Origin of the sequence: Paenibacillus sp. EKM212P, assembly GCF_011066115.1 — a bacterium.
In the GTDB taxonomy this organism is placed as follows: domain Bacteria; phylum Bacillota; class Bacilli; order Paenibacillales; family Paenibacillaceae; genus Paenibacillus; species Paenibacillus polymyxa_B.
On sequence record NZ_JAAMNR010000006.1, the window covers coordinates 122,723 to 149,466 of the forward strand.

Annotated in this window: 26 protein-coding genes; 18 read left to right on the forward strand and 8 right to left on the reverse strand. The window is 48.4% G+C overall.

From position 1 onward, the window contains the following. Window positions 1-38: 38 nt before the first annotated feature. Window positions 39-848: a histidinol-phosphatase gene (locus G9G54_RS18195; RefSeq protein WP_013311787.1), complete on the reverse strand. Its 810-nt coding sequence runs from the start codon at window positions 846-848 to the stop codon at window positions 39-41. Window positions 849-908: 60 nt separating this feature from the next. Further along, the gene (locus G9G54_RS18200) at window positions 909-1,811 is read right to left on the reverse strand and encodes a LysR family transcriptional regulator (RefSeq protein WP_023990132.1); all 903 of its coding nucleotides are present in this window, start codon (window positions 1,809-1,811) and stop codon (window positions 909-911) included. A gap of 430 nt (window positions 1,812-2,241) precedes the next feature. Between G9G54_RS18200 and G9G54_RS18205 the strand changes: the two genes are divergently transcribed. The 5 genes from G9G54_RS18205 to G9G54_RS18225 all read left to right on the forward strand — a co-directional run bounded on the left by G9G54_RS18205 (window position 2,242) and on the right by G9G54_RS18225 (window position 7,024). After that, window positions 2,242-2,700, forward strand: coding sequence for a chemotaxis protein CheX (locus G9G54_RS18205; protein WP_061830098.1), 459 nt, complete (start codon window positions 2,242-2,244; stop codon window positions 2,698-2,700). A 39-nt stretch (window positions 2,701-2,739) separates the two neighbouring features. Beyond that, window positions 2,740-3,519, forward strand: a complete 780-nt coding sequence (locus G9G54_RS18210) for an SDR family NAD(P)-dependent oxidoreductase (RefSeq protein ID WP_061830096.1) — start codon at window positions 2,740-2,742, stop codon at window positions 3,517-3,519. Window positions 3,520-3,641: 122 nt separating this feature from the next. Continuing rightward, on the forward strand, window positions 3,642-5,033 hold the full coding sequence (locus tag G9G54_RS18215) for a DEAD/DEAH box helicase (protein ID WP_165179100.1): 1,392 nt from the start codon (window positions 3,642-3,644) through the stop codon (window positions 5,031-5,033). 18 nt (window positions 5,034-5,051) lie between these two features. Next, window positions 5,052-5,798 carry an ABC transporter ATP-binding protein gene (locus tag G9G54_RS18220; protein ID WP_165179101.1) on the forward strand — a complete coding sequence of 249 codons (747 nt, stop codon included), beginning with the start codon at window positions 5,052-5,054 and terminating at the stop codon, window positions 5,796-5,798. A gap of 2 nt (window positions 5,799-5,800) precedes the next feature. After that, window positions 5,801-7,024, forward strand: coding sequence for an ABC transporter permease (locus G9G54_RS18225; protein ID WP_165179102.1), 1,224 nt, complete (start codon window positions 5,801-5,803; stop codon window positions 7,022-7,024). A gap of 116 nt (window positions 7,025-7,140) precedes the next feature. Here G9G54_RS18225 and G9G54_RS25795 read toward each other — a convergent pair whose 3' ends face one another. Then, window positions 7,141-7,257, reverse strand: a complete 117-nt coding sequence (locus G9G54_RS25795) for a YjcZ family sporulation protein (protein ID WP_216637468.1) — start codon at window positions 7,255-7,257, stop codon at window positions 7,141-7,143. Window positions 7,258-7,463: 206 nt separating this feature from the next. Here G9G54_RS25795 and G9G54_RS18230 point away from each other — a divergent pair, with 206 nt between their 5' ends. Continuing rightward, the gene (locus G9G54_RS18230; RefSeq protein ID WP_061830091.1) at window positions 7,464-8,741 is read left to right on the forward strand and encodes a sensor histidine kinase; all 1,278 of its coding nucleotides are present in this window, start codon (window positions 7,464-7,466) and stop codon (window positions 8,739-8,741) included. Between the two features lie 101 nt (window positions 8,742-8,842). Here the strand turns inward: G9G54_RS18230 and G9G54_RS18235 are convergent, their stop codons facing one another. Further along, window positions 8,843-10,141, reverse strand: a complete 1,299-nt coding sequence (locus G9G54_RS18235) for an aminotransferase class I/II-fold pyridoxal phosphate-dependent enzyme (protein ID WP_061830089.1) — start codon at window positions 10,139-10,141, stop codon at window positions 8,843-8,845. Between the two features lie 179 nt (window positions 10,142-10,320). Here G9G54_RS18235 and G9G54_RS18240 point away from each other — a divergent pair, with 179 nt between their 5' ends. Continuing rightward, entirely contained in the window at window positions 10,321-11,106 is a 786-nt protein-coding gene (locus G9G54_RS18240) for a helix-turn-helix domain-containing protein (RefSeq protein ID WP_061830088.1), read from the forward strand. A 188-nt stretch (window positions 11,107-11,294) separates the two neighbouring features. On the opposite strand, the gene asd is transcribed toward G9G54_RS18240, so the two are convergent. Together asd and G9G54_RS18250 are read right to left on the reverse strand one after the other, a co-directional pair. After that, window positions 11,295-12,092, reverse strand: a complete 798-nt coding sequence (gene asd / locus G9G54_RS18245) for an archaetidylserine decarboxylase (protein WP_165179103.1) — start codon at window positions 12,090-12,092, stop codon at window positions 11,295-11,297. Between the two features lie 88 nt (window positions 12,093-12,180). Then, the gene (locus G9G54_RS18250) at window positions 12,181-13,308 is read right to left on the reverse strand and encodes a YheC/YheD family endospore coat-associated protein (RefSeq protein ID WP_165179104.1); all 1,128 of its coding nucleotides are present in this window, start codon (window positions 13,306-13,308) and stop codon (window positions 12,181-12,183) included. Between the two features lie 205 nt (window positions 13,309-13,513). Between G9G54_RS18250 and G9G54_RS18255 the strand changes: the two genes are divergently transcribed. After that, on the forward strand, window positions 13,514-14,677 hold the full coding sequence (locus G9G54_RS18255) for a glycosyltransferase family 4 protein (protein WP_165179105.1): 1,164 nt from the start codon (window positions 13,514-13,516) through the stop codon (window positions 14,675-14,677). 113 nt (window positions 14,678-14,790) lie between these two features. Further along, entirely contained in the window at window positions 14,791-15,570 is a 780-nt protein-coding gene (locus tag G9G54_RS18260; protein ID WP_165179106.1) for a WIAG-tail domain, read from the forward strand. Window positions 15,571-15,701: 131 nt separating this feature from the next. Here the strand turns inward: G9G54_RS18260 and G9G54_RS18265 are convergent, their stop codons facing one another. Continuing rightward, a complete protein-coding gene (locus tag G9G54_RS18265) occupies window positions 15,702-17,501 on the reverse strand; it encodes a M4 family metallopeptidase (protein WP_165179107.1) in 1,800 nt (599 codons plus the stop codon). Between the two features lie 468 nt (window positions 17,502-17,969). After that, complete coding sequence (locus G9G54_RS18270) at window positions 17,970-19,748, reverse strand: M4 family metallopeptidase (protein ID WP_165179108.1); 1,779 nt, start codon at window positions 19,746-19,748, stop codon at window positions 17,970-17,972. 561 nt (window positions 19,749-20,309) lie between these two features. Between G9G54_RS18270 and G9G54_RS18275 the strand changes: the two genes are divergently transcribed. The 9 genes from G9G54_RS18275 (at window position 20,310) to G9G54_RS18315 (ending at window position 26,664) form a co-directional block, all read left to right on the forward strand. Continuing rightward, window positions 20,310-21,248, forward strand: a complete 939-nt coding sequence (locus tag G9G54_RS18275; protein ID WP_165179109.1) for a glycosyltransferase family 2 protein — start codon at window positions 20,310-20,312, stop codon at window positions 21,246-21,248. Then, the gene (locus G9G54_RS18280; protein WP_165179110.1) at window positions 21,245-22,180 is read left to right on the forward strand and encodes a glycosyltransferase family 2 protein; all 936 of its coding nucleotides are present in this window, start codon (window positions 21,245-21,247) and stop codon (window positions 22,178-22,180) included. The genes G9G54_RS18275 and G9G54_RS18280 overlap by 4 nt, the downstream gene beginning before the upstream one ends. Beyond that, window positions 22,177-22,977, forward strand: coding sequence for a glycosyltransferase family 2 protein (locus G9G54_RS18285; protein WP_165179111.1), 801 nt, complete (start codon window positions 22,177-22,179; stop codon window positions 22,975-22,977). Before G9G54_RS18280 ends, G9G54_RS18285 begins: the two co-directional genes overlap by 4 nt. After that, window positions 22,974-23,705, forward strand: coding sequence for a sugar phosphate nucleotidyltransferase (locus tag G9G54_RS18290; RefSeq protein WP_165179112.1), 732 nt, complete (start codon window positions 22,974-22,976; stop codon window positions 23,703-23,705). Before G9G54_RS18285 ends, G9G54_RS18290 begins: the two co-directional genes overlap by 4 nt. A 72-nt stretch (window positions 23,706-23,777) precedes the next feature. Then, window positions 23,778-25,238, forward strand: coding sequence for a glycosyltransferase family 2 protein (locus G9G54_RS18295; protein WP_165179113.1), 1,461 nt, complete (start codon window positions 23,778-23,780; stop codon window positions 25,236-25,238). A gap of 119 nt (window positions 25,239-25,357) precedes the next feature. Next, window positions 25,358-25,645, forward strand: coding sequence for a hypothetical protein (locus G9G54_RS18300; RefSeq protein WP_013311765.1), 288 nt, complete (start codon window positions 25,358-25,360; stop codon window positions 25,643-25,645). Between the two features lie 29 nt (window positions 25,646-25,674). Beyond that, entirely contained in the window at window positions 25,675-26,007 is a 333-nt protein-coding gene (locus G9G54_RS18305; protein WP_029518277.1) for a hypothetical protein, read from the forward strand. Further along, entirely contained in the window at window positions 26,007-26,357 is a 351-nt protein-coding gene (locus G9G54_RS18310) for a hypothetical protein (RefSeq protein WP_165179114.1), read from the forward strand. Before G9G54_RS18305 ends, G9G54_RS18310 begins: the two co-directional genes overlap by 1 nt. Next, window positions 26,305-26,664: a hypothetical protein gene (locus tag G9G54_RS18315; RefSeq protein WP_165179115.1), complete on the forward strand. Its 360-nt coding sequence runs from the start codon at window positions 26,305-26,307 to the stop codon at window positions 26,662-26,664. The genes G9G54_RS18310 and G9G54_RS18315 overlap by 53 nt, the downstream gene beginning before the upstream one ends. Window positions 26,665-26,744: the final 80 nt, after the last annotated feature.

A 26,744-nucleotide genomic window follows, 5' to 3' on the forward strand; every position in this document is an offset into this window, starting at 1 on the left:
TCAAATGATTTGCGGAGCGGCAATTCCCACCTTAAATTTTAAAGCGCCACAGGAATTTTACGTTTTTCTTTAAAATAGACCCATTCCCGGAAGCCGATATCCTTCAGCATTGCCTTTACTTCTTCCCAGTCATCGCCTACCCGCGAAGGCTTATGGGCATCCGAACCAAAAGTGACCTCCACACCAAAATGGTGCGCTCTTTCTAAAATAGAAGCAGACGGGTACCATCCGCCACTTAGCTTGGTTTTACCCGAAGTGTTAATTTCAATCGCCACATTGGATTCCGCAATTACCTGCAAGGTTTCATCAATGGCTTCATCGGCAGGAATGTCTGAAAAGGCAGGAAAGTTTCCCTTCATTGCGTCAATATGACCCAAAATTTGAAACATGCCGCTTCGCGCAGATTCCTGAATGAGCGCATAGTAGGCTTGTTTGACCTCGATTTTACGAGCGTCGCTTAATTTGTTCCAACGGTTACGGTTAAAAATGCTGTCCCCTTCGACATTGTGAATCGACCCAATGAGGTAATCAAATGGATAAGGAGCCAGAGTGGAACGATATAATTCAGCGAAATCAGGAAAATAATCCGTTTCCAATCCGAGGAGCACGTCAATACGGCCTTCATATTCCTTTTTAAGCTGTTGTACCTCTTCTACGTATTCAGCAAGCTGTGACTTAGCCATATAAATTTTAGGAAAAGCCTGATCCTGTTCGCTGCCCAGGAAAGGGGAATGGTCCGAAATACCAATCGCTTGTAAGCCCGACTGAATGCCTGCTTCAATGTAATCTCGAATGTTTCCGTCTGCATGACCGCAGCGGAAATGATGGGTGTGCAGATCAAATTTCATAGCCTGTCTTCCTTTCGTAATTAGGGTTTATATTTCGTATGGTGTTCATAGCGAATTACGTTATTCAGAACTGGTGAAATTCGTCTCCGGCATCCCCTTCAGATCACTTAAAAATTGCTGCATGGCTGAGTTTAGATATCGGCCGGATTTATAAATCACTCCTACCGGATGACTAACTTCCAGCTCGGGAATATGGATCATTTTTAATGTGCCTGCACGCAGTTCAGAAGTGACCGATAGTCTGGAAATAATGGCAGCACCGAGATTAATTTCGACCATCCGTTTGACTTCCTCGCTGCTGGACAACTCGATCACGACATGAGGTACGATTTGGTGCTTTTTAAATACATCATCCACGAATTTTCGTCCCACCGTATCGGGAGAGAGCAGAATCAACGGAATTTCCCGAAGGGCTTCAATGGTAGCATGTGGTTGTGAGGCCAGTGGATGAGTAGGAGACACGACTAGCTCAAAGGAATCGTAGTACAGAACCGAAGTGCTTAAATTGGGATTACGTTCAATCAGATAACCGATGCCAACATCAATAAGTCCGTTCTCCACCTGCTGATAAATCATTGAGGAAGCCATGGATTGAATGGAGGTTTTGATGAGAGGGAACTGATCCTGAAAGTAGGAAAGCACGCGCGGTAAAATTTGAATAGCGATGGATGTTGTGGTGCCCAGCGCAATGTGACCCTGCGGTGTTTCGTTTAGATCGTATAATTTTTGTCTTAATTCCTCAACAACCTCTAATATGCGCTCGGCGTGTTCCAAAAAAACAGCTCCCCGGTCGGTCAGGGTGACAGGCTGGTTGCGGTCAATCAGAATGGTTTTGAACTCATCCTCTAGACTTTTAATTTGGGCGGACACCGCCGGCTGCGTCAAATTGAGAAGTTCTCCGGCTTTGCGGAAGCTCATCGTTTTGGAAATCATGATAAGTGTTTCAAGTTGACTGATGTTCATGAAGTTCCTCCTCTCTTTTCTTAATCTTATCGCAGCTGTATAGAATGAATATTTTTAGCCAATCCATAGGTTCATATGTAAAACCGTCGTTATGCTTTATTTCATTAAATTATAGGTTATTCGAGCAGGAAGGGCAATGAATCGAAGCAGAGCACCTTAAAGTGTGGTATATTGGGAAATAAAGACTAAAGTCCTGAAATCCTTCAAAAATAATCAATCTAAAACCGGTAAGAAGCAAAGATATAGGACATTATTCACATTTTTTTGTGATTTAGCTATAAAAAATTACCGGGTAGCTGTCGATAAGTGATATAGAGAGCATTTTATTGAGGATCGATTCGTTTTACAGTAATATTTAATTAAAAAATTCTAATTTAAATGGGACTTTTGTTGTATGTCTAAAAGCCCATCGTAAAGGGGCGCTTTGATCGTGAAGGCAGAAGTGATAAATCCTTTTTTGGAGTCGGCGCGACGGGTCATTGAACAATTGATCCAAGTATCTCCTTCACCCGGAAATCTTGGTGTGAAAAATGTCGAGCTGGTGGACGACCACATCTGGATTATGATCGGGATGACCGGACAGCTTAGCGGAAATATTGTGTTCGGCCTGAATGAACAGGTGGCGCTACGTATGGTATCAGCGATGATGGGCGGATTTGTGTTGACTGAAATTGATGAGATGGGAAAAAGCGCAATTTCAGAATTGGGCAATATGATTAGTGGTAATGCCAGTACGATTTTGTCCAGTCAGGGAATTGTCGTGGATATTACGCCTCCGCAGGTCATGAAATCAGAAAACTTGACCACTTTTGTGCCTCAGCGTGCCCTTTATATTCCGCTTACGGTGGAAGGAATCGGTGAGCTGGATATTCAGGTGATGATCTCTTAATATTAAAGGAGCAAGTTTCTTTAATGCGGAGGGATGACCGTGAGTATACTACAGGACAAGATAGTTGTGATTACAGGTGCATCTAGTGGGATTGGCGCCCTTTGCGCTCAGTTGTTAAGCGAAAAGGGCGCGATTCCTATTTTAACAGCACGCTCGCAGGAGCGACTGAAGCAAGTATCTGCGGGAATCAGCGGCAGACATGAGCTTATCCAACTGGACGTCACCCACCAGGAGCAGGTAGAGGCTGTTGCTGCACGAGTATTGGAACAGTACGGACGGGTCGATATATTGCTTAACAATGCGGGCTACGGAAAGTTCGAGTATTTTAATGAAACCGATCTGACGGAGTTTGAACAAATGATGGACGTGAACTACATGGGTGTTGTTCGCTGCATCAAGGCGTTTCTGCCGCAAATGACAGAGCGGGGCCATGGACAGATTGTCAATGTAGCATCAATGGCCGGGAAAATCGGGACAGCCAAATCGTCTTCTTACACGGCGACGAAGCATGCGTTGCTCGGTTTCAGCAATGCGCTCCGGCAAGAGCTGCGCGGGAGTGGAGTGACTGTAACGACGATTAATCCGGGGCCGATTGACACCCCCTTTTTTGAGCTGGCAGATCCTTCAGGAGGATATGTTCGAAATGTAAGCTGGTTTATGCTACAACCAGATAAGGTAGCACGGCATATCGTAAGAGCGATGGAGCTTCGCAAGGAGGAGGTTAATCTGCCACGGTGGGTATCTCCTTTTCTCAAGCTGTATCAGTTAGCTCCCAGACTGACCGATAGGCTGGGTCATGGTGTGATGAATAAGAAATAAAAGATGTCCCGTAAGCCATTAGCTATGGTGAGGGACATCTTTTATTTTTGTGATTTGGTAACAGGGCTATTTTCGCATATAATGGAGAGTAACGAATTTACGTATAGGGGTTGGACCTTTTCATGACATTGAATTTTGAATCGCTCGGCGTTGAACAAGATCTGTTGGACAAACTGACTGAGCATGAAATTACACAGCCTTCGCCAGTTCAGGCAGAGGCTATACCGGAAATAATGAAGGGAAAGCATGTATTGGCGCGCTCACAAACTGGCACAGGCAAGACACTGGCTTATTTGCTGCCGCTGTTGCAAGCGATTGATCCACAGAAAAAGGCTACGCAAAAGCTGATACTAGCTCCAAGCCAGGAGCTCGCTATGCAAATTGTACGTGAGGGTCAGCGCTACGGAGAGCATCGCGGAATCCGTGTACTCGGTCTGATTGGTGGGGCGGCTATCAAACGTCAAATCGAAAAGCTCAAGGATCATCCACAGCTTGTCGTGGGTACACCAGGACGTGTACGGGAACTCATCGCTTCGAAAAAGCTGAAAATGCACAATATTACAGCCATCGTCATCGATGAGGTGGATCAGATGTTCCAGCTTGGCGGAGCAGGCGATGTAACCAACATATTGGGCACCGCCCAACGTGATCGTCAATTGGTATTCCTGTCCGCAACGCTGAACGATGAGATCCAGTCGCTGGCGAAACGGGAGATGCGTGAATACGTAGAAATTGGGATTGATCCCGACCAGAAGACGGCCAGTGGACTGGAACACTATTATTTTGTATCTGAAGAACGGGATAAGGTGGATATGCTGCGCCGTCTGGTGCGTCATTTTAATCCGAGAAAGGCGCTGGTGTTCGTGAATACGACCAATGCCATCGGGGAGATTGAAGCCAAGCTCAAGCATATGGGGTTGACTACGGCGTCCTTGTATGGAGATGCGGATAAAGTCACGCGTAGCAACGTGTTGGCCAAATTCCGCGAGGACAAGCTCAAAGTACTGGTCGCTTCGGATGTGGCAGCTCGTGGTCTGGATATTGAGGGACTTGAAATGGTCATTCATTTTGACCCGGCTACGGATAGTCAAGCTTATGTTCACCGTGCAGGACGGACAGGACGGATGGGACGCAAAGGATTGGTGGCATCGGTTGTCACCGACCGTGAAACGTTCATCATGCGTAAGTTCTCCCGTGAACTGGGCATTGACATCGCAGAGCGTGCGTTGCACGGAGGTCGAGTAGTCGTGCCGCGTCCGGCGGATGCCAAGCGTGCACCTGTAAGACCATCCGAGTCCAGATCCACATCTGACGGAGCACAGACGGAAAACCGTAAGGCACCTGTTCGTACCGAAAACGGACGTCCTGGCAGGAATTCCGCGAACGGTTCAGCTACAGGCAAGAGTAAAGGAGCAGCCTTGTCCAAAGCAGGAAAAGCACAGCGCGAGCGTGATCGCAAAAACAAGGGTGCGCCAAGATGGCTGAAGGAAAAAGGATCAAAACCGAACGAGTAAGGGAGAAGAGGGGGAGCCATGGTACAACAGCCTGTGTTGCAAATTAACGGACTGACTGGCGGATATAGCGCCAAGCGCCCGGTGCTGCATCAGATTTCGCTGGATGTGAAACCGGGCGAAATGGTAGGACTGATCGGTCTGAACGGGGCCGGAAAAAGTACGACCATGAAGCATATTTTGGGTCTGATGACACCGCAGGCCGGAGAAATTCGTGTGCAGGGTCATAAGCAGGATGAGAATCCCGAGGAGTATCAGGGAGCCATTGCTTTTGTACCTGAATCTCCAGAGCTGTATCCTGAAATGACGGTGATGGAGCATATGGAATTCACGGCCAGAGCGTACGGAGTTAGCGAAGCAGATTTCCGCACGCGCAGTGATCAAATGCTGGACTTGTTCCGGATGCGGGATAAAAGTGGAAGTATGTCGATGCACCTGTCTAAAGGGATGCGCCAGAAAGTAATGATTATGTGCGCATTTTTAGCGGGACCGCCGTTGTATGTCATAGATGAGCCTTTTTTGGGTTTGGACCCGCTGGGTATTCGTTCCCTGCTAGACTTTATGTTAGAGATGAAGCGTTCGGGTTCGTCCATTCTGCTCAGTTCTCATATTTTGTCCACGATTGAAAATTATTGTGATCGTTTCATTGTACTTCATCAGGGTGCCATCATTGCACAGGGTACGCTGGACGAAGTGACAGCACAGGCGGGTAAGCCGGGCATGCCGCTGGAAGATGCATTTTATGAGCTGGTACAGGGCAGGGAATGAGCATGGATTTGCAACGTTTGCATAAAGAAAGACGTGTAGCGTTCTGGGGACAGGTGCTGCCCTATCTGGGCTATGTCATTCAAAGCGGTCTGGCGGTGGTGTTCGGCTTTGCGCTGATTGCCTTTGCCGCATGGTACACGTCGCTACTAATGCATACTCCACCGGATTTGCCCATCCGCTGGATCATGCTTATTGTGGCTATTCCGATTGCTCATGCGAGCTTTCGTACGTATTTAAACGCAGCGGATATTGTTTTCCTCCGTCCACAGGAGCATGCGATGCACCATTATTTTAAGTCCAGCCGGATTCGGGGTGTGGTGTATAAAATATTCGGTTTGCTATTGCTGTCTATTATCATGTGGCCGCTGTATATTCGCAGTGATGCCGCGCCTAAGCCGTTGCTACTGACCCTGCTACTGTTTGTGCTGTTAAAGCTGCTATTTAGCTACGGCGGCTGGCAAGAGCTTCGCATGGTATCGATTGGTGGGAGTGTAGGCTATCGTCTGCTTCGGTGGGTGTTGGCTGTGCTCATGGTAGCCGCATGGCTATGGCAGCCTCCACTACACAGCGTGCCATTTATCATATTGGTCGGTGTGGTGTACGTGCTTGTTCTGCGTTTTCCGGTCAAGCTGCTAGTGGCTTGGGAAAAGCTGATTCGTACAGAGGGTATGCAGGCTGCTCGGGTGATGCGCACTTTGGGCTGGTTTGTCGATGTGCCCGCCCTTACGCAGAGAGTGACGCCACGTCGTTGGCTGTCCTGGTTGGGAGGTAACATACCTTGGAACAGAAGGGGAGCGTATCGTTACCTGCTGTTTAAGACATTCCTGCGTACAGAGCCAGCAGGTATTGTCATTCGGCTTGGAATTCTGGGGTTGTTAATTATATATATCACCCATGCTAGCTGGATTGGGATTGCAGTATATTTATTTTTCATATTCCTCATTGGTGTACAGGTTACTTCACTAAAGCAGTATCACAAGGATTCGTTGTGGCTTCAGTTATATCCGATTCCTGCGCATAGTCGTCGTGCGTCTTTTCTCGACTTTGTTGTTCGGTTGACGTTGCCGGCTGCTGTGGTTCTGTGGCTTCCTTTTCTGGCAAAAGGAACGGAAGATCTACTGTCTACACTGCTCACGCTGCTTGGGGGAGTTGCAGTAGTGTTCTTGTTACGAGGCGCTCAAGCCAAAAAATGGCGTTTGGACGGTCAGGATGAGGAAGAAGTGTAATTTGTATCTATGTGAATAAAGTAAAGGCTAATTCGCAAGCAGCAAGAGCTGTCTGCGAATTAGCCTTTTTTGTACGCTCGCTGTTATCGTAGCCGTGGGTGCAGATTTCCGCCTGCTTATATAAAGAGCGTTTTGCTGATGATAACTAATAAAATGAACAGTACCAGAATTGTTCCTGTGCTTGTGAATGCGCCGTAACCACCGTAACCGCCTCTTGTTTCTTCTGCTCCCATGCTCATTCTCCTCTCGGTCATTGTGATAAAGGATACATCGTATCTTATGAATTGGATTTTCAGATTGCGTGGGCCAATGCTCAGGTATGTTGCTGAATCGCCTTATATTTTTCATCAGATGTAGGGGGGGATAGAGGAAAAGACACGTATTATCGAGAATAGAAGAAGTACGTAGTCATTATCACTTGGAAAGTGGGAAAGACGAGATGCTGGTAGATAAGCTGCTCGTGAACATATTTCTTGTGTTTGTACCGTTATTGGTATATAGCGCTTTGTCAGATCATCGGCATAGGAAACATACCCCGTTGCTTATGGGAGGGGTGCTGGGTGTGTCTTCTGTGCTTTGCATTATGTTTTCGTACATTTGGTATGGATTATATTGGGACCTTCGATATGTTCCTCTGATCCTTTCTGTTTTATATTTTGGTCCAAAGGCAGGGCTTCTGAATATAACGCTGATGGTGATGGCTCGTATGTATATAGATCCAGAGTCTATGGTGGTGAGCTTTCCCAGCATGATGTTGTGTTATTTGGGGCCTCTCTTGGTGAGAAGAAAGTTTATGCAGCTCAATAGTATGTTGCTTCGGGTGGGCATGAATATGCTAATGAGTATATGGACCAATATTGCCATGCTTATATTTTTGTTAATACATTCCTGGGCCAATGGCAGGCTGGATAAGGATGAGGTCGAGCTGATCCGGGCAATACTCTGGTTCGGTGTGATTCAATTCCTAAGCATTGGAGCCTCCTCTTTCTGGATGGAGTTTAGTTTGGAACGGGAAGAAATGAGAAGAAAGATTAAATATGCTGAGCATCTGAATACCTTAGGTGAACTGGCTGCCTCTATGGCTCATGAAGTAAGGAATCCGTTGACCGTGGTTAAAGGGTTCCTGCAAATGGTTCAGTCAGGGCTAGAAGGGAAAAATCGCAGATATATTGCTTTGGCACTAGCAGAGGTCGATCGGGCTGAAAGAATTATTAGCGACTATCTGAACTTATCCAGACCGCAGATTGGGAACACAGAGCTGATGGATTTGTCTGGCATGGTTCAACAGATTGTTTTGCTTTTGAAACCGATGGCGACCAAGCAAGGCGTAAGACTGTATACTGAGCTAAGGAATGAAATATACGTACATATGGATCGTAATCAGCTGTTACAGGCGTTAATACATGTGACGAAAAATGCGATCGAAGCTGCGGATGATGGGGGCAGGGTATACATAAAGCTGGCGATTCAGGAAGAGAAGGCATGTCTGCATATTAGGGATACGGGAAAAGGCATGAGTCAGGAGCATCTGGAGCGAGTGGGTACTTTGTTTTTTTCAACCAAAGAGGTAGGAACGGGACTGGGAACGGTCGTCTCCTTTCGAATCATTGAAGCTATGAACGGAAGTATACACTATGAGAGTGAGCCGGGAGTCGGAACCGAGGTAGTCATCCTGCTGCCACTCGCACAGAAATCTTTGCTCGCTGCTGAAGGATAGTTTGTTGCAAAGTGTGACTTACAATGGTTCAGCTCATTAAAAAGCGGTATGCCGCAACATCCGGCATACCGCTAATGATGCTATATTTAATCTGTTACATATTAGGCGTTCAACAAATCTTGTGCGCCACGGTAAACAATGTCATACAGGTCTTCCAGATACTCTTCCTCGATACATGAGAATGCGATTCGGAGATCATATTCACCCAGCGCAATCGTCCCTACCCCATATTGTTCCAGTAAATGTGTGCGCAGTCGTTCAGCGGACAAGCCGTTCAGCTTGAGGCACATAAAATAACCCGAATTGAAAGGATAGTAGCTCCATACATCTCCGTATTTTCCACTATCGAGTAACGCTTTGACTTTATTAGCCCGACCCTTCATAATTTGGAACTTTTCTTTCTTCTGTTGTTCAAAGTCTGTTGACTTGAGGGCATCCAGGACGAAGGTTTGAGATGGGTGAGGACCGCTCGAAATCGTTGCCCGAATAATCCCTAATGTTTTTTGTTCTAGTGCGCTCAGTACATCCTGATGTTCCGAAGCAAAGGTAATAAATCCGACACGGAAGCCCCAAACAAATTCTTCCTTGGTAGCTCCGTCAATTTTGACGGGTAGAATTCTCGGATGAAGTCCAGCTAACTGACCGAATAGTGATTCGTGCAGGGAGTCCTCGAAGAACAGACCAAAATAAGCGTCATCCGTCACAACTACGACATTGATGCCTGCTTCCGCGGCTTCCTGGATGGCAGCAACAATCGCTTTACCCTCTTCGACTCCCGGTGTGTAGCCCGTCGGGTTATTCGGGAAGTTCAGCACAACGATCGCTTTGCCGTATTCTTTCTGTGCCAGTAGCGCGTCGCGTAATCCTTCACTATTAAAACGTTGATCCTCTGTGAACAACGGGAAATTCACCAAACGTCCATGACGGCGAATACCGAAAGTCAGCTCATAGTTTTCCCAGTTTTTGTCTGGGTAAATGACAGCATCCCCTTCATCCGTGAACAGGTCGGCAACGATGCTCAAACCGTGGGTCAGCGCGTTCGTAACTACGGGAAGGCCGTAACTTTTTCCAGCCAACGAAGGGTTTTCCTTCAGCATTTTGTCGCGCCATACACTACGTAGTTCAGGTTTGCCCGCAGGGGGAGCGTAAGGGTATAAATCCTTGGGATTGTAAGCGGACAGCTTTTCCTGAATGACCTCCAAATGCATAGGACCATTGCCTTCTGTAGCAATGCCAATTGTAGCGTTGTACTTTTTAGCAAGCTTCCCTGCTTCTGCGGATTGACTCAAAATCCCTTCTTTTGGGAAATAAATTTCTTTCCCTAAAAGAGAAAGCATTTGATATACATGCTCGTTGCCTGTCTGAATGTTTTGGTTTAACTGCGCTGCCAGTGGATTCATTCCCGTTTCATCCTTCCAAGTCATTTTGATTACATATTATAGCATTACACACGGTAAGCGTCACGCAAAAGCATCTGGAACATAAAAGCGCATTTTTTTGCTTAATGACGGCGCTGAGCTTATATTATAAATTAACGGGATAGAGGACAACCAAAGATTAACAAAAGGAGGTGCAGATTTTGCTGGATACATCTGCGTCATCGTTTATCCTGTTGTCGGCCTTCGCCAAAATTGTGTGCGAGCCGGGCTGGAAGTGGCAGGTACGCGAGAAGCCGATGCCAAACTATGATTTATTTTATGTATGGAGCGGAGAAGGAACAGTGGTCTTAAACGGGACGTCGTATCCGGTGAGCAAGGGGAGTTGCTTCCTGTTCAAGCCGGGGGATGATACCCGTGCCACACATAACCCGCAAAAGCCGCTCATACTTACCTATATTCATTTTGATCTTATCGAACAACCAAAGCTTATCCCTGCAAGCTACCGTATGCTGGAGGAAACGTTCGAGGTAGAGCATATGCTTGCCAGATACGTTCGACTGCGCCTGGAGCGTGCTTACGGAGCTGACGAGGAAGGCAAGCTGATCCTGAAACAACTGATGATTCATCTGCTGCGTGCGGACCGCAAGGAGCCTCAGGAGCAACAGGCCAGTAACCAGCTCACCGAGGTCATTCGGGAAACGGCCAACTACGTTCGTCAACATCCGGGACTTCCTCATCGCGTCGAGGATTTGGCTGCACGGGCGGGGCTGTCACCGCGTTATTTTTCGATTAAATTCAAGGAGCTGCTGGGTGTTTCCGCGCAATCTCATATTATCAGCATGCGGATTGAGCGTGCACAGCATCTATTACTACATGCCGGAATGAATGTGACCGAGGTGGCAGAGGCTTTGGGGTATCGTGACATCTTTTTTTTCAGCCGCCAATTCAAGCAGTACACGGGGAAAAGTCCGTCTGAGATCCGGTAATGATACGGACGGTGGACAAGCTGTTTCGGATTTAGGCGTAATGGGATTAACGCATGAAGAATATAAAGGATAAATTCCGAAAAAAGGACCCGGGCAGTTACGCCGGGTCCTTTTTTATATGAGTAATTTAACATCATCCGATCCCAATGCTCATATGTGTAGCTATAATCCTGTTACGATAAATTCACTTATGCTTTGGGATCATGTCGAAAGCAACCCAGACGTTGTCCCATTTTCACCGCATCCCCCGGCTTCAATGCGGGGTCTGGCTCAAACGTGCCGTTTTCAGTTAGCAAAACGACAGTTGATCCAAATTCGAAATAGGCGAGATCGTCTCCTTTTGTCCATGAGACGGCCTTATCATCCGTATATTTGATGCTACTCACATTCATTGCGCCAACCTTGACGACCGCCACCTCACCATATTCGTGGGCAATGTACGTAATCTGTCGTTCATTGCGGCTAAGAACTGCTCGCATATGTTGCAAGCCGAAGTCATTCACTGGGTATACCTTGCCGCGCAGATGCTCTTTTTCTACCAGCGTACCGGATACTGGTGCATGAATGCGATGATAATCCGTCGGGCTGAGATAGAGCACAAAAGCATAGCCATGTGTGTATTTTTCAAGACGCGGAGAGCGGTTAAGAAGCTCTTCCAGCGTATAATCCTGCCCTTTGACATTCAAAAGAGTGCCGGACGTAATTGGACCAGTGAAAGTAATCCGTGCATCCACCGGACTGGTCATCACCTCGGCGTTCGTATCAATCGGGCGCATGCCCGCTTTTAATTTGCGTGTAAAATAGGCGTTTAGAGAACGATATTCCTTCCATTCCTGTTCCGCCTCATGCGTCTGGATCTGGTACGTACGTATAAAGGTGGGGATAAAAAGTCGGCTTGCACCGCTTTGCGCGAAGGAGCCTACAATCCGGCACACCCACTTGCGCGATGATAGCTCCGTCATTAGCCGCAGCCACTGTTTTGCCATTACAGATCCCCCTTGTTCATTTCCGAGCCGTCTTGGCCGGAACCTGTCCGGCCGCTCTGAACTATATTGACACAGAATGTGACGTAAATCAATACAGTGGACGGCCTGGTGAACGTTCGGTGTCTGACGAAGGCATCCGTTCGAGAAGCCAACGAGCGTAAGCCATCGGCTGAGTGTATGTTTCTTTCCAGACATTGTGCATGCCCGCCTGGCTGAAGCCATAGCGCTGGTCACGACCGTTGCATTCGATAAAAACAATCTTGCCCTCATGGGTAATTCCCAGATCCAGACCGACGTCGGCGAGACGGGGAAGGTTTTGTGCCAGTCGGTGCACGATTTGTAACGAGAGTCTCTCCAGTTCATTCATCAGCCGGACTGCGTTCGAAGTTTGAACCGTCTCTGTTTGTGATAACACTTCCAGTAAGGAACGGGCCGTACCGCCCTGTGCCACATTGGAGACGAAGGTGTGGGAAGGAGCAATTTTAGCATACATGCCTGTCACACCCCAGATACCGCCATATCCGCGCTGAACCGACACACGGACATCAAACGGACGATTGTTGTACAAAGCAAGCGGTATGGTTTCCTGTACGATATGAGGCACATGCAGCAGTCGCTTGTGCAGAAATAATGGGAGTTCTCCGACATTCAAACGTAGGGTGGACCAACGCTCAGGTATAGCCGGATGAGCGCATTGCAAAGTCCAGCCTCCGCGGGAATGTCGCAGACGCATAATTCCTCTACCCACGCTACCGCTACTGGGTTTAATTACAATATCTCCGGTTTCCTCCATCAAGGTATGGATGGAGGACAGGCTGCCTTGCAATGTTTTGGGGAGGTGGATGCGTAGCAAAGGGTCTTCCTGCAGAATTGCATGTATATGGTCTTTGTGGAAACGGTTTTGTTCATTAAAAATATAGAATCCCTTTTGTACAAGCTTGCTGATATCTCTAGCATTTTCATTTTGCCGATAGAGAGTCCGATTGTGGATGACCGGCGGCAACGGAAGAATCATCTGCCGATACTCGTTGCCGTGTTTAACATAAGCCCGGCATGTTCCGGTCGCTATATGAATATCCTCCAGACGAAGAAAGCAGGGGATGAGCTCGTAGCTTAACCCGGCGTCCTCGTAATTGGCGATAGATTCATATCGCGTCCTCATGGCGGGAATGCCCCGGTAGGTTGCCGGGTTGAGCATGACGCCGACATGCAACATGAGTATGTCCGCCCTCCTTGTAGTCACTCCAACTGATCATACTGTGATTCTAGTCCATCATATGTATCAAAGATCGGCCAGGCATGGACGCTAGCCTTGCGGTAAGCCCAAAGTTAGAAGCGAGGCACATTTCAGCGAGGCAGACGATATGATACAAAATGAGTGTTGAAGAGTGTTGGAATAAGCTCAGAAAGTAGGTGAGGTAATGCAGAGGCCGAAGGTAGCAGTCGTTACACCGGGCTCCTTTGTTATACCTTCGCCCCGCAGCAGTTCTGTGGAGCGGGTAATTGCCCGCATGGTACCGCTGGCTAGTCATGAGCTTCAAGCCCAGATCTATGGCATAAAGGGAGCAGAGGCACCGGATCATGGCGATGTCGACGGAATTCCCTGCATGCGTTATACGCGGGGAACAGGTTATATTTCTGAGGTGATTGCCGATTTAAAGAGATGGTTACCAGCGGTAGTAGATGTACACAACCGCCCGGCAGTTGCGTATGCAATTCGCGAGGCTTTGCCCGATAGCCGAGTTGTGCTGACTTTGCATTCGACCACGTTCATCCGGGAGCCTTACCTCAAACGGAAGGATATGGGCAGGCTGCTGTTGTCGATGGATCGCATTATCGTGAACAGTGCATATTTGGGGGCAATCGTAGCTTCTGACTGTCCCGAGGCCGTCAGAGAGCGCATCGTCATAAACAAGCTGGGTATCCATCCCGGCGATTTCCTGCCACGGTGGACTCCAGCAGCAGAAGCAGCCAGATCGGCGCGATTGGACGATTTCGGCTGGTCAGGCCGCCAAATCATGTTATTCGCGGGCAGACTGATGCCAGGGAAGGGCGTTCACCGGCTGCTCAAGGCCCTGCGACATGTGGTACGTGCCTGCCCGGACGTACTGCTGCTCATTGCAGGTAGTGCCTATTACGGGCATGACCGCCTCACGCCGTACACGGCGTCGTTGCATCGGCAGATGCGTAAACTAAGGTTGGGAAAGCATGTGCAATTCCTGGACTATGTTCCGCATCCAGCATTGGCCTCGCTATATCAGCTAGCCGATGTGACCGTTGTTCCTTCAGTCAAGGATGAGGCCTTCGGGCTGGTCAATCTGGAAGCCATGGCGGCAGGAGTGCCTGTGGTCGCTTCACGAATCGGCGGTATTCCAGAGGTTGTACAACACGGCGAGACAGGCTGGCTTGTGTATCCGTCTCACGGTGAGCAGGAAATGGCCGATGCCATCATCAGGCTGCTCCAGCAACCAAGCTTGCGACGACGGATGGGAGAAGCCGGGCTTGGCGAGGTACGGAGACGATTTTTATGGCAACACTCAGCACAACGCTGGGCACAAATCATAACGGACTGCGTAGCGGAGTGACGTAGGCGCTGTTACGCGCATAGGCTATCTTATAGGCATTAGCCATGATTCCCAGCCGGGTGAATGAAGCGGAGCGACCGCTGGTTCACTCCTGTGCCAAAGGAGCGGTCACCATGAACCATCGTACGAACCATAGCCCTAAGGATAAAAGAACAGCGCGGCGTAACCTTTCCCATGCGGTTCCCTCCCCTCGTGTTAACAAGGAGAAAGCGGCTTCGACTTCCGGCAGTCATAGACCGAGCCAGCGCGGGACTGCAACGGTCCCTGCCCCTGTAGAGAAGGATACCTCGGTTCAAGCTGTAGAGGAAGCGGCATGGAAGAAGCATAAGCTTCCCAAAACGCTAGAGGAAGCGATGCAGATGAATCGAGCATCTGTACTGCTGTTGTCTGTGCCTGAGTCAGATACGGAATACAGGATGGATAACGATAAACCGTCTATTACGACGGAAGATCAGGCAGAGCAAGATTCATTACTGGATTGTTCCATAACCAGTATTCACATTGCGGAAGGAAGACACCGCCCAAAGCAACGCGTGGTCTTGCCTGAGCAAGATATCGATCTAGCTTTCGATACGGAGAAAGAATTAGACTTGAATGCCATTCACGACGGATCAGCGACCAGTGACGAGGCTTCTGACGATCATATAGCTTCACCTCAACATGGGAGCATTTCTTTTCACCTCCCCGCACAAGCGGATAGGGGTGAAGTGAGCGTTGTATTTGAGAAGCCTTTTATAGATACACAGTATGTAATCACTGCCAATGCGAGTATACCGGGAGTGATGGTATCCGTCACACAACGTCAGAGGTATTCAGCAGTACTTACTGTGGAACGCATACACTCAGGTCCGCTATGTGAAGGGTTGGTCCTTTGGATTGCGATGGGGCAATAATAAGAAGCCGGAAATATAATTGCCAATAATCAACTTTATACTAGAAAAAAGGCGTCCCATAGTGGGACGCCGTATACATAAGAGAGAAGGGGGGGAGACTTGTAATATCGGGGAAATTTATATTATTTCACTTATCTCACACCTACAGCGTCAAAAGACTTCATAGCAGAGGTTACGGCTATTGAATTTTCACCATAACTATCTTTGGCCGCTTGGATCACAGCGGCACGCGCGGTGGAGAAGTTAGACGTGGAAGTCAGATAATTGGTGAAGGCATTATAATAAATATATACGGCTGCATCACGTCCAATTCCATCTACCTTGACACCATGGAAAGTGCCTCCTTGTGCCAGTAGATAGTAGGCTTTATTAATAATACCGCTATTAATGTGGGCTCCACCATAATCCTCGTTGTTAGGATCAGGATAGAGATTGCTGTAGTGATCGACTTGACCGTATTTGACAGGATCGGAAAGGGAGCGAATGGCGTCGCCCTTAATATTAGGGGTATAAGCGACTTTGCCGAAATCCCAATTGGTGCGCTCAATGTCGTTGCCTATAATATCTGAGATGGCTTCACTTAATGCACCGGATTCAGCGAAATACACGAGCCCTGATGAATGCTCGGTTACACCGTGTGTCAGCTCATGGGCAACAATTTCAAGGTCGCTGCTAAAAGGGGCAAATAACGTGCCGTCTCCGTCTCCATAAAGCATATGAGTGCCGCCCCAGTGGGCATTATTGTAGTTCTTTGCGCCGTAATGGACTGCCGAAGCGATGGCCATGCCATGCCCGTCAATGCTGTCGCGTCCAAATCTATCCTTGTAATAATCGTAAGTGCGGATAGCGTAAGCGTGGGCATCCACCGCAGCCGGATCTTCCCATACGTTATCGGAATCTGTATACAGGGTGCCGGGGAGCGTCTCGGTGTTGTGGACGTTATAAGTTAGGATTCCTTTACCACGAGTCGTATCTTTTAGTTGATACTTCTTACCCAAAGCTGTTGTTTCAAATGTTTTGGTATCACCGAATACACCGCGCCCTGTGCCGATCACTTCGTTAAGAATGTCATACTTGAATACGATTTTTCCGTCATTAGCGTCAATAAAGTAACGTGTGCGCAGCAGAGCGGGCTGTAAAGTATTAACTTCGGTTACATAGACGAGACGTGTTGAGTCTCCATCGGGATAGATGTACAGTTCTGCTTTAGGGTCCACACTTGGTTCCAGATTGGCAATCTTGGAGATAGAGGATGCAGGCTCTACCGCTTCCAATTTACTGTTCTCCAGTTCAACTGCTTTATCCAAATCCAATGAGTCCTTATCAGTAGAAATTGATAATTCATTGTTAGATGCTTTTTCGTAAGTGTCTTTACTTACACTACTTGTATCCTCGTAAGGTTCAGGAACGATTTGGACGGAGGAGGAGAGAGATTGAACCCGTATAGCTGCATCTTCATATGCGGTATATACAGCCTCAGTAGCACTGATTTTTGGAGTTGTATTTTCTTTAGCATTGGCTTGTTGATCTTCCGAAATGACCGCTCCCAAATAAGAAGTGATTTGGCCAGACTTGTTCACATGGATGGTCTGTTCGGCTCCAAATACGGGAATTCCGTCTACATATTGTTTTAACCGATAATGCTTTGTACCAAATTTGTCACTGGTGCGATCCACGATACGAAATTGCTCGTGCACATGGGAACCGATGTGGGTATCGTCCAGACTCAATAATGTTTTTTGTTGTCGATTTAAAAAGCTCCAGACCAGATTGTCACCTGTTACCGTTGAAGGAGACTTCCAGTTCACCGTTTGGAATGTTGGTGTAAACTGAGTCGGATCGGGAACCAAATTTTCAGCTGCAGAGGCCCCGGGCGCTATAGATCCTAATAACATAGCTCCTCCTAGAAGTGAAACCCATACTTTTTTCAATTCATACTCACTCTCCCTAGTTAATGTTGAGGTAAAAAACACCCTGTTTGAAGAAGTCTTGCGTCATATATGTAAGTCTTGTTGTTCCTTTGAAACGTGAAGAGGATTGGATAAAAATGATCTTATGTAAAATATTAAGGTTTATTTTTTTTGCAATTTCATCGTCTCGGCTCTGATATTAGCACAGAGGTTGTCGAACGAGAAGATTAATTTTACAAAATACCCCAAAATGAATCTTTAGTCCCTGATTTACTGTTTATTTGTCTTATTTAGTCGAAAATGATCAGAGGGACTCAATGAACAAGAAAAGGGCGCCCCTTTGAGGGGACGCCATAAATAAGGGGGGAAGGGGCGCAGACTTGTACACTGCACCCCTATTTTTTCGTCCATTGTATGAGCAGGGCCACATGACAGTTGCACAACGGCAACGGTCTATGGACGAGGATTTTGAGGAAGATAACGTATGATTTAGTTTACGCCTACAGCGTCAAAAGATTTGGCAGCTGCAGTTGCTTCTGCCGAGCTCGCACCGTACAGATCTTTTGCCGCTTGGATCACAGCAGCGCGTGCGTTGGAGAAATCGGAAGAAGAAGTCAGGTAGTTTGTAAAGGCACTATAGTAAATTTGGACCGCTGCATCGCGGCCAATTCCATTTACAGCTACACCATGGAAAGTACCACCTTGTGCCAACAGATAGTAGGCTTTATTGATAATGCCGCTGTTCGTATGAACGCCACCGTTATCGGAGCTGCCTGTATACAAGTCGGAATAGTGATCTGGTTGATCATACAGCGTAGGATTGGACATAGAGCGAAGGGCATCGCCTGCAATGTTTGGCGTATAAATATCATCGCCTACAAGCCAGTTTTTACGCTGAATGTCATTGCCGATGACGTCCGAGAAAGCTTCATTCAATGCACCGGACTCTCCGTAATATTCCAAATTCGAAGTATACTCTGTGACACCGTGAGTAAGTTCATGACCTACCACATCGGGGTCCCCACTAAATGCGATAAATGTGCTACCGTCCCCATCTCCATAAGTCATTTGGGAGCCATTCCAGAAGGCGTTGTTGTAGCGGCTACCGTAATGGACTGTCGAACGGAGTTGCAGCCCGCGTCCGTCAATGCTGTTGCGTCCGAATTTGGACTTATAGTAATCATATGTTTTGGCAGCATACGCATGGGCATCCACGCCGGCTGGATCATTCCATACATTATCGGCATCGGTCAGAAGGGTACCTGGGATGCTTTGACGGTTGGAGGCCGTGTAGGTCACAATACCATTACCACGTGTTGTATCTTTTAACTGGTAGCTACTACCGGAAGCCGTCGTGGTGAATGATTTGCTATCACCAAGCACACCTTTACCTGTGCCTGTCGCTTCATTAATGATGTCATACTGGAATACGATGCTGCCATCATTGGCATCAATAATGTAGCGAGTACGCAGTGGGGCAGGTTCTAAAACATTGACTTCTGTTACATAAACCAGTTGTAGGTCATCCCCTTTAGGGTAGAAGTACAGATCGGCTTTAGGATCTACTTCTGGCTGCAGATTGGCGATTTTGGCAATGGAACTTTTTTCTGTCTCCACCGCCTCAATTTTGCTGTCTTTCAGGGCAGATGCTTTATCAAGACTCAGCTCTTCCTTATCAGTAGATAGCGTTTTTCCGTTGTTAGCTGCTTCGGCGTAAGTGTCTTTGCTTACACTGCTTTGTTCCTCAACATCTTTAGAAATCGTATCGTCGGAGGTAGGGAGGGCTTCAATCCGTGCAGCTGCTTCTTTATATGCAGTGTAGACTGCTTCAGAAGCGCTGATTTTTGGAGTTGTACCTTGCGTAGCTTCAGCTTGCTGATCCTCAGTAACCACCGCTCCTAAGTAAGAGGTGACCTCACCAGATTTGCCCACATGAATAGTCTGTTCAGCTCCATATACGGGAATCCCGTTTACATACTGTTTCAGCCGATAATGGCTCACACCGGACTTGTCGCTTGTGCGATCAACGATTCGGAATTGTTCACGTACACTAGAGTTGTCCGCACCCAGTAACGATTTCTTTTGCCGATTCAAATAGCTCCATACAATGTCGTCCCCGGATACCGAGGAAGGGGCTTTCCATTGCTCGGCGTGAAAGGTCGGTGTAAGCTGAGTTGGCCCCGAAACGGAACTCTCCGCTGATGCACCAGACGCGACAGACCCTAATAACATAGCTCCTCCAAGAAGCGAAACCCATACTTTTTTCATTAAAAATTCACTCTCCTCGATTATTGTCAGGATGAATCATCCTGTCTTGAATAAGGCATTGCGCCATTTATGTAGGTCGTGTTGTCGTCTGGAATAGAAGAAAATGGAACATGAAGAGAAATACCGAAGTGTTTTTCATGAAGCGTACGTGAAAAGAGGGTACTGCAGTATCAAGCATGTAGCTTAAAAAGGTGACAAACTCCTCCTTTCCTGTCGTATAAAAAGAAAATAGAATAATGGTGGATAATGGAAAAATATTGACTTATGCAAAAAAAACAAATGTTGATTTTTTGAACTCCCATCATCTGGCTCTGATATTAGCACAGAGAATGACGGACGAGAAGATCTATGTCACAAATTTATCCAAAATGATTCTTTAGACCCTAATAACTCATTTATTTAATAGGATTAATAAGTTATGTAAAAAAAAGTCGAAAATTGCTGTGTCGAAAAGACCTCCACGATTGCCGTTACACACGGCTTTTGGACCGCATAGGTTATGTTGAACTGTCCTAATCATGCTGTCCATCTATACAGCAGGAAGGGAGGTGAGACGGGAGCATGAAGAAGCAGGGAAGAGCTGGATACAAGATCAAACGGAGGCGGCATTCCGGCGCTTACTATCATTCTAAGATGTGGCTGCCGTTACGAATGCCGAACATGCATAAGAATCCGGTAGCCCCTGCCATGAGGGAGGTACTCGACACGGAGGGAGGGGCACAGATCGGCGAAGAGCGACCATCTGAACCGTCATCAGTGGGAAAGTTTTTCGTATCTGTCATTATTCCGGCCATGAATGAGCAAAAAACAATCGGGGCTGTGATTCGCGAAGCGCGCCGTGTCCATCCACATACAGAGGTTATCGTCGTTGAGAACGGATCACACGATAGAACGGCGAAGGTGGCAGCAGCGGCGGGAGCTCGTGTACTTTCCTTCCCGGAACCGCTCGGACATGATGTTGGCCGTCGTATTGGAGCGGAGGCGGCATCCGGACAGATCCTGCTTTTCCTGGATGGGGATATCGTCATTCCCTGCGTTAGACTTCGGCCGTTTATACACGCCATATGTGCAGGGGCGGATGTGGTGCTGAATGATTACCATGGACCTGTGAATCGTACGCCCGTACATCCTGTAGTGGAGGCAAAGCATGTGTTGAATATCTTGTCGAATCGTGCTGATTTAGGGGGAGCATCTATGACTGGCATTCCACACGCCATAAGTCAAAAGGCTCTAAAGAAAATAGGTCTAAAGCCCTTGGAGAAGCCTCCTTTATTTCAAGCTATGTCCATCGCCTCCGAGTTACGAGTGGTGACTGTATATGGAATAGCTGTCGGAAAAATAAATGCGACACGTAAAAAACAGAACGGCAAGGACCCGCTGACAGATGTAATTGTTCAGGATCATCTGGATGCCATTGCTTGGCTTACATCGCGTCTGGGAACGCGTGCGGGATATACGGATTTGGAGCGCAAACGGATCAGAGACGAGGTGAAACTGTGAATAGACAGTATCGCAGAGGGAAGCGTGAAGAACCGAGTTGGGGCATGAGACGTGTTCAGCGAAAACGAGGAACGACGACTTCAATGCATAGCCGTAGGATGAGAAAGCCCACACCTCGGGCGAAAGGAATGACCGAAGTGACTCCGCCTGTGGAACGCGAAGTTCCGGGAGATATTGTGTTACAGGGAACGGCAGCGGCCGTGGTCAGCGCCTGTAATGAAGAGTCAACGATTGACCGGGTACTGGGCGAGCTGGAAAAACTTCCGCTTACGGATATCATTGTCGTATTGAACGGCTGCACGGACGGCACGCGCTCCACCGTAGCCAAACATCATCCCAGTGTGACTCTTGTCAACGTGCCGGATCGACTGGGGCATGATGTTGGCCGGGCGGTAGGCGCGCGTATGACGCAGGCTGATATTGTGCTGTTCGTGGACGGAGATTTGCCGATTCCAGCATCTGATTTGCTGCCTTTTCTCCACGCGGTGGATCAGGGAACGGATGTTGCGCTTAATGATCTGGGCAGACATTTGCCGCCCTATGCCCAGCAGGACAGCGTGACACGGTGCAAAGCATTCCTGAATCGCGTACTGCGCAGGCCGGATTTGGGAGCAAGCTCATTAACCGCCGTACCGCATGCATTATCTCGGCGTTTACTGGATCAGCTTGGCTCAGCCGTGCTTGCCGTACCGCCAAAAGCCCACGCCATGGCAATTCTGCATGGCATGATCGTGGCGGCAGTACATGCTGTCGATGTCATTAAAACAAACCGTAAGCGGACCTTCAATGTTGGCAAAGGGAACGCTATGGAACAGTTGATCGTCGGTGATCATGCAGAGGCACTGACGGCCGTGTTTCAGGTAGCCGGGTATTCCCCGCTCGGGCCTGTTCCAACACGGGTAGACGTTGCCAAAGGGAGGAATGCACAATGAGTCTGACGAGCATCATTATTCCGACTTATAACGGCCTACATCTGTTAAAGCCGTGTATTGAGGCGATTCGGACACATACGATAGATGTACCGTATGAAATCATTGTTGTAGACAACGCTTCGAATGATGGAACGGATGATTTTTGCGCATCCGAGCGGCTGATCAGCATACGTCTTCCTGAAAACAGAGGCTTTCCAGCAGCATGTAATATGGGGCTCCGGCTGGCTGCGGGTGATCAGTTCGTTATTTTAAACAATGATGTGAGGGTTACGCGGGGATGGCTATCGAATATGCTGGCCGCATTGCAGAGCGAAAGCATAGTGGGCTTGGTGGGACCGGTGACGAATTACGTCAGCGGTATTCAGCAGATACACGGATTAGAAGGAGATTTGGCCAGTTGTCTGAGATATGCGGAGCAGAATAATGCAAGTAATCCCTCCAGATGGCAGGAGGTCAAGCGGTTGGTCGGGTTTTGTTTGCTGTTCCGGCGCGATCTGATGGAACGGATCGGATTGCTGGATGAACGGTTCAGCCCCGGACATTATGAGGATGACGATTATTGTCTGCGCGCACGCGTGCATGGCTACAAGCTGCTCATGTGCAACGACTGTTTTGTCTATCACGAGGGGAATGCGAGCTTCTCACGCTCGGAAACTTCCTGGATTGAAGAGCTGATCGAGCGGAACTATCGTTTGTTTATAGAGAAATGGAGCATAGATCCCAGAATGTTCATTGAAACTGGAAACACTGGGGTTGCATGCACTGAACATGCTGTCGAAGGAGGAAGGAAGATATGAAAGGGGTTATTCTCGCAGGAGGAACCGGATCGCGCCTTCATCCGTTGACTACATTACTCAACAAGCATCTGCTTCCGGTCGGCAAGTATCCCATGATCGTATATGGTATCGAGAGGCTACGACAGGCTGGAATCACCGATATGCTTATTATTATTGGTAAACAATCGGCCGGGCTGTATACCGATTTTTTGGGCAGTGGCAGTGATTATGGTGTCCAACTGACATACCGGATTCAAGAAAAGGCGGGCGGCATTGCGGAAGCACTCGAACTGGCAAGAAGCTACATGCAGTCAGAAGAGAAATTCACTGTTTTGTTAGGTGATAATTTGTTCAAGGAAGACTTGGGACCTGTGATCGAACGGTTCAAGCAACAGCCCCCGGGGAGCGCCAGAGTGTTGTTGAAAAAGGTGGCAGATGCTCGTCGTTACGGGGTACCCGTATTTGATCCTGAGCGCCCGGAGAGCATTACGCGGATTGAAGAAAAGCCGCAGCACCCCCAATCCAAATATTGCGTTACGGGTATCTATATGTACGATACTGCCGTGTTCGATAAGATCCGGCAAATTACACCTTCGGCACGCGGTGAGCTTGAGATCACGGATGTTAACAACTGTTATGCTGCTGAAGGCAAGCTGGAATATGATATTTTACGGCGCTATTGGAGCGACGCAGGAACCTTCGATTCCCTTCAGGAAGCTGGAGTGAAAATGAAAGGACTTCTACCCTGATCTCAACGAAACACCATCCGGCCGGGCCAGGCATATAGTATAGGCATAATGCCACCCGGAGGAGTGAACGGCATGAAACGCCTGAGTATGCAAAGGAAACACAGCAAGCGGCTCGGAAAGAAAGGCTATTGGTCAGGATATAAAAGGGGCCAGGAGCAGGGCAACAGGTTGGGCCAGGCTTCGTTTGGCAAGGTTTTTGAAGGTGTCAGTATTATCATTCCGTCCTACAATCAGCTTCAGCAGCTCCGCGCATGCATTCACCGTATTGAGGAGAATACGAGCCATCCTCACGAAATTATTGTGGTGGACTGCGGATCGACGGACGGGACATCCACCTATTTGCTCCGTAAAAGCATCGCTGTGCGTTATGCGCTGTTAAAAAAGGATGTTCAAATGATAGGTAGCCTGAATCAGGGGCTGATGATGGCAAAAGGTACAGCTATTGCGGTATTGGATCAAAACTGCATGGTGACCCCCGGCTGGTTGGATCGGTTATTAGGGTGTTTATACAGCGATCCGCGTATTGGTGTTGTCGGGCCTGTAACGAATGGTCCATTCAAAGAACAGCAGATTGAGGTTCCTTATATGAACGAAAATGGAGCCCGTCCATTTGCCATGAGCTTCAATATTCCCAATCCGGATGCATGGCGAGAGGCCGAAAGCTTAGCCGGATTTTGTTTATTGCTGCGCAGAGAGACATTGGAAAAAACGGGCTATTGGGACGAAGGCTGCCACAGTACTGAGGAAGCCCATGCAGATTGGCTATTGCGTGTGCGTTTGTTGGGGATACGTATGGCAATTGCCGGAGATGCTTTTATCCATTATGAAGAAAGAGATCGGGATACGGTGTATGGTTTTCCTCAAACGACCGAAAAAAGCGGTTCAATGGAGGAAAGCAGCCGGAACCGATCCTTTTTTGTACAAAAGTGGGGAGACGCGGATAAGCTGTTCCGCAATCTGGAATTCAGTACAGCGGAGACGGACGGCCAGATATCAACAGGTAAGGAAACACACGTATCAGCGACAAGCTTTTATCCCATCGGAGCGGTTGTTCAGGGACCGTCCGGAGCAGTATTTCGGTTAGAGCCGGGAAGAAGGCGATATCTGCATGGAGTCAGTGCTGCGGGAGGTGAAAATGTGTGCCCTGTTAGAGTGTCTCAGCTGGATTTGTTGGTGCTTCCCTTGGTAGGGAAGCCGGAGGCCACAGTTTCCGGCAACATTGATGCACCTACAGCTGAGCTGCCAGAGGAACCCATTCCTGTACTGGCGGCTCCCGATCTGGAGAACATGTCCATGCTGCCCACACTGAATATACCGGCTCAACGCAAGCGATGGATCGAGGTATTGTATGCTGAGGGCGGGCAACTGTATCAAATCGGTAACGGCTGGAAAAGGCCGTTCCTTACTCTGTACGCTGCGATGAGCTGGCGGGCAGAGGACTACCGAATTCAGTTTTTGTCTCCCGGAGATTTGTCGGCTTTGGTGGAAAAGCAGCCTATTATTGCTCCACCGGTGCTGCACGGGCATCTGTAATGATCTGAATAGGCGCTTTTAGGCGGAACCGACCACTCGCTGCGGCATACGCTGTAGTAGCGGAAAGCCCGTAGGTAATTCGTGCGTTCCGCACGGCGGAGCACATAAAGGAGGGGCTTATGCATAACGAGTTAGATGATTTGCTGATCCACATTTCGCATTCGCAGCAGCAGATGTCAAGGTTGTTGGATGCGGAACGGCAGGTGGTTGTGCGCATGGCGCAGATCATACATGAACTGCCAGATGAGGAGCCGCGTTTTGATGGAATTCCGGGCATTCTCGACAGCTCGGGACAAGTAAACAAAAGCATTGTTGCCTACTTGAACGGTATTGCCGATCTTCAAGAAGCAATGGCTGAAATGCTCGTTCGTGTCGTGAAAGAGACGGCATACCCGGAAGAGGAGTAACGTACCAACCGAGGGCAGGGAGTGAACACATGAGTAGGGAACAAGCAATGATTCACATGCTGGACGCAGCCTCCAAAATGCAGCGGAATGTGTCTATGATCCTGGAGGCCAAGGCGGTCGAAGCAGAAAAAGTGCGTAATTGGGCGTTGAACCATCTGGCCCCCCACGCATTTGACACCGATGAAGAGCAGTTGGGACGGCCTTTGGAAATTCACGAGCAGATGGTGGAAATGCTGGAGGGATTAACGCGGCTTCAGACTGGACTTTGCAGCAATCTCAAAGCATTGCTGGATCAGGATGAGCAGCAGGGTGGCGGCATGGAAGGGATGATGGGAGGAATGGGCTCGGGGGATATGAACTAATGAGCATGAGGCGTGAACGTGAGATCAAGCTGGATATGATGGAGTCTATTGCTGCCAGCCAGCACGCCGTTGCTCGGATGCTGACCAGTCTTGCGGACTTGACGCCCCATGCGGATATGTCGGCTACCCGTCTGGAAGAAACCATTCGTATACTCAGCAACTACCAGGGAGAAATCACGCAAATGTTGGCGGGTATTCCATTAAGACGGCAGGTATATGGAAAACCGACTAAGCCGTGGCTCCATGTGCCTGTTCAGAAAAATGAAACCACCACGAGAAAGCAAAGGAGGAATGAAAATGAGTACAAGGTGGGAACGCACCACTCGGGACAAAGCCCGCAAAAGACGTAAAGATGCCCGGCGTTCCAGCATTCGCAGATTAAAACGAAGAAGAAGACGTCTCCTTGCTCTAAGACGCCGTAAAAGGGGACTTTATTCTGCACGTAGAAGACATCCTCATTTGCGGCGACGGAAAAAACCTCAAGCTAACCCGGTGGCAGCCCCTTCTGCGGAGAATCCACAGCCCGGGACTGTTGCATTGGAGCATGATCCGCAGGCATTTCAGCAGGGATATGATGCAGCTTACAACGAGGGTTTCAATTCAGGTTTTGCCAAAGGTTATGAAGATGGACACCAGCTCGCTTACAAAGCTCAGTAAACTGGGCAAATCATTCTATTACTGTTCACCCCCGAAGCTAACAGCTTTGGGGTTATTTGCGGTTCGGCAGTTGGACGGGC

What these genes read in the sequence shown, in the direction of transcription:
- G9G54_RS18270 (WP_165179108.1), bottom strand. Translation starts at nt 19,748, where the DNA reads ATGAAAAAAGTATGGGTTTCGCTTCTTGGAGGAGCTATGTTATTAGGG.
- G9G54_RS18200 (WP_023990132.1), bottom strand. Translation starts at nt 1,811, where the DNA reads ATGAACATCAGTCAACTTGAAACACTTATCATGATTTCCAAAACGATG.
- G9G54_RS18195 (WP_013311787.1), bottom strand. Translation starts at nt 848, where the DNA reads ATGAAATTTGATCTGCACACCCATCATTTCCGCTGCGGTCATGCAGAC.
- G9G54_RS18310 (WP_165179114.1), top strand. Translation starts at nt 26,007, where the DNA reads ATGAGCATGAGGCGTGAACGTGAGATCAAGCTGGATATGATGGAGTCT.
- G9G54_RS18215 (WP_165179100.1), top strand. Translation starts at nt 3,642, where the DNA reads ATGACATTGAATTTTGAATCGCTCGGCGTTGAACAAGATCTGTTGGAC.
- G9G54_RS18250 (WP_165179104.1), bottom strand. Translation starts at nt 13,308, where the DNA reads ATGTTGCATGTCGGCGTCATGCTCAACCCGGCAACCTACCGGGGCATT.
- G9G54_RS18220 (WP_165179101.1), top strand. Translation starts at nt 5,052, where the DNA reads ATGGTACAACAGCCTGTGTTGCAAATTAACGGACTGACTGGCGGATAT.
- G9G54_RS18225 (WP_165179102.1), top strand. Translation starts at nt 5,801, where the DNA reads ATGGATTTGCAACGTTTGCATAAAGAAAGACGTGTAGCGTTCTGGGGA.
- G9G54_RS18300 (WP_013311765.1), top strand. Translation starts at nt 25,358, where the DNA reads ATGCATAACGAGTTAGATGATTTGCTGATCCACATTTCGCATTCGCAG.
- G9G54_RS18230 (WP_061830091.1), top strand. Translation starts at nt 7,464, where the DNA reads ATGCTGGTAGATAAGCTGCTCGTGAACATATTTCTTGTGTTTGTACCG.
- G9G54_RS18260 (WP_165179106.1), top strand. Translation starts at nt 14,791, where the DNA reads ATGAACCATCGTACGAACCATAGCCCTAAGGATAAAAGAACAGCGCGG.
- G9G54_RS18255 (WP_165179105.1), top strand. Translation starts at nt 13,514, where the DNA reads ATGCAGAGGCCGAAGGTAGCAGTCGTTACACCGGGCTCCTTTGTTATA.
- G9G54_RS18305 (WP_029518277.1), top strand. Translation starts at nt 25,675, where the DNA reads ATGAGTAGGGAACAAGCAATGATTCACATGCTGGACGCAGCCTCCAAA.
- asd (WP_165179103.1), bottom strand. Translation starts at nt 12,092, where the DNA reads ATGGCAAAACAGTGGCTGCGGCTAATGACGGAGCTATCATCGCGCAAG.
- G9G54_RS18235 (WP_061830089.1), bottom strand. Translation starts at nt 10,141, where the DNA reads ATGAATCCACTGGCAGCGCAGTTAAACCAAAACATTCAGACAGGCAAC.
- G9G54_RS18275 (WP_165179109.1), top strand. Translation starts at nt 20,310, where the DNA reads ATGAAGAAGCAGGGAAGAGCTGGATACAAGATCAAACGGAGGCGGCAT.
- G9G54_RS18295 (WP_165179113.1), top strand. Translation starts at nt 23,778, where the DNA reads ATGAAACGCCTGAGTATGCAAAGGAAACACAGCAAGCGGCTCGGAAAG.
- G9G54_RS18315 (WP_165179115.1), top strand. Translation starts at nt 26,305, where the DNA reads ATGAGTACAAGGTGGGAACGCACCACTCGGGACAAAGCCCGCAAAAGA.
- G9G54_RS25795 (WP_216637468.1), bottom strand. Translation starts at nt 7,257, where the DNA reads ATGGGAGCAGAAGAAACAAGAGGCGGTTACGGTGGTTACGGCGCATTC.
- G9G54_RS18285 (WP_165179111.1), top strand. Translation starts at nt 22,177, where the DNA reads ATGAGTCTGACGAGCATCATTATTCCGACTTATAACGGCCTACATCTG.
- G9G54_RS18290 (WP_165179112.1), top strand. Translation starts at nt 22,974, where the DNA reads ATGAAAGGGGTTATTCTCGCAGGAGGAACCGGATCGCGCCTTCATCCG.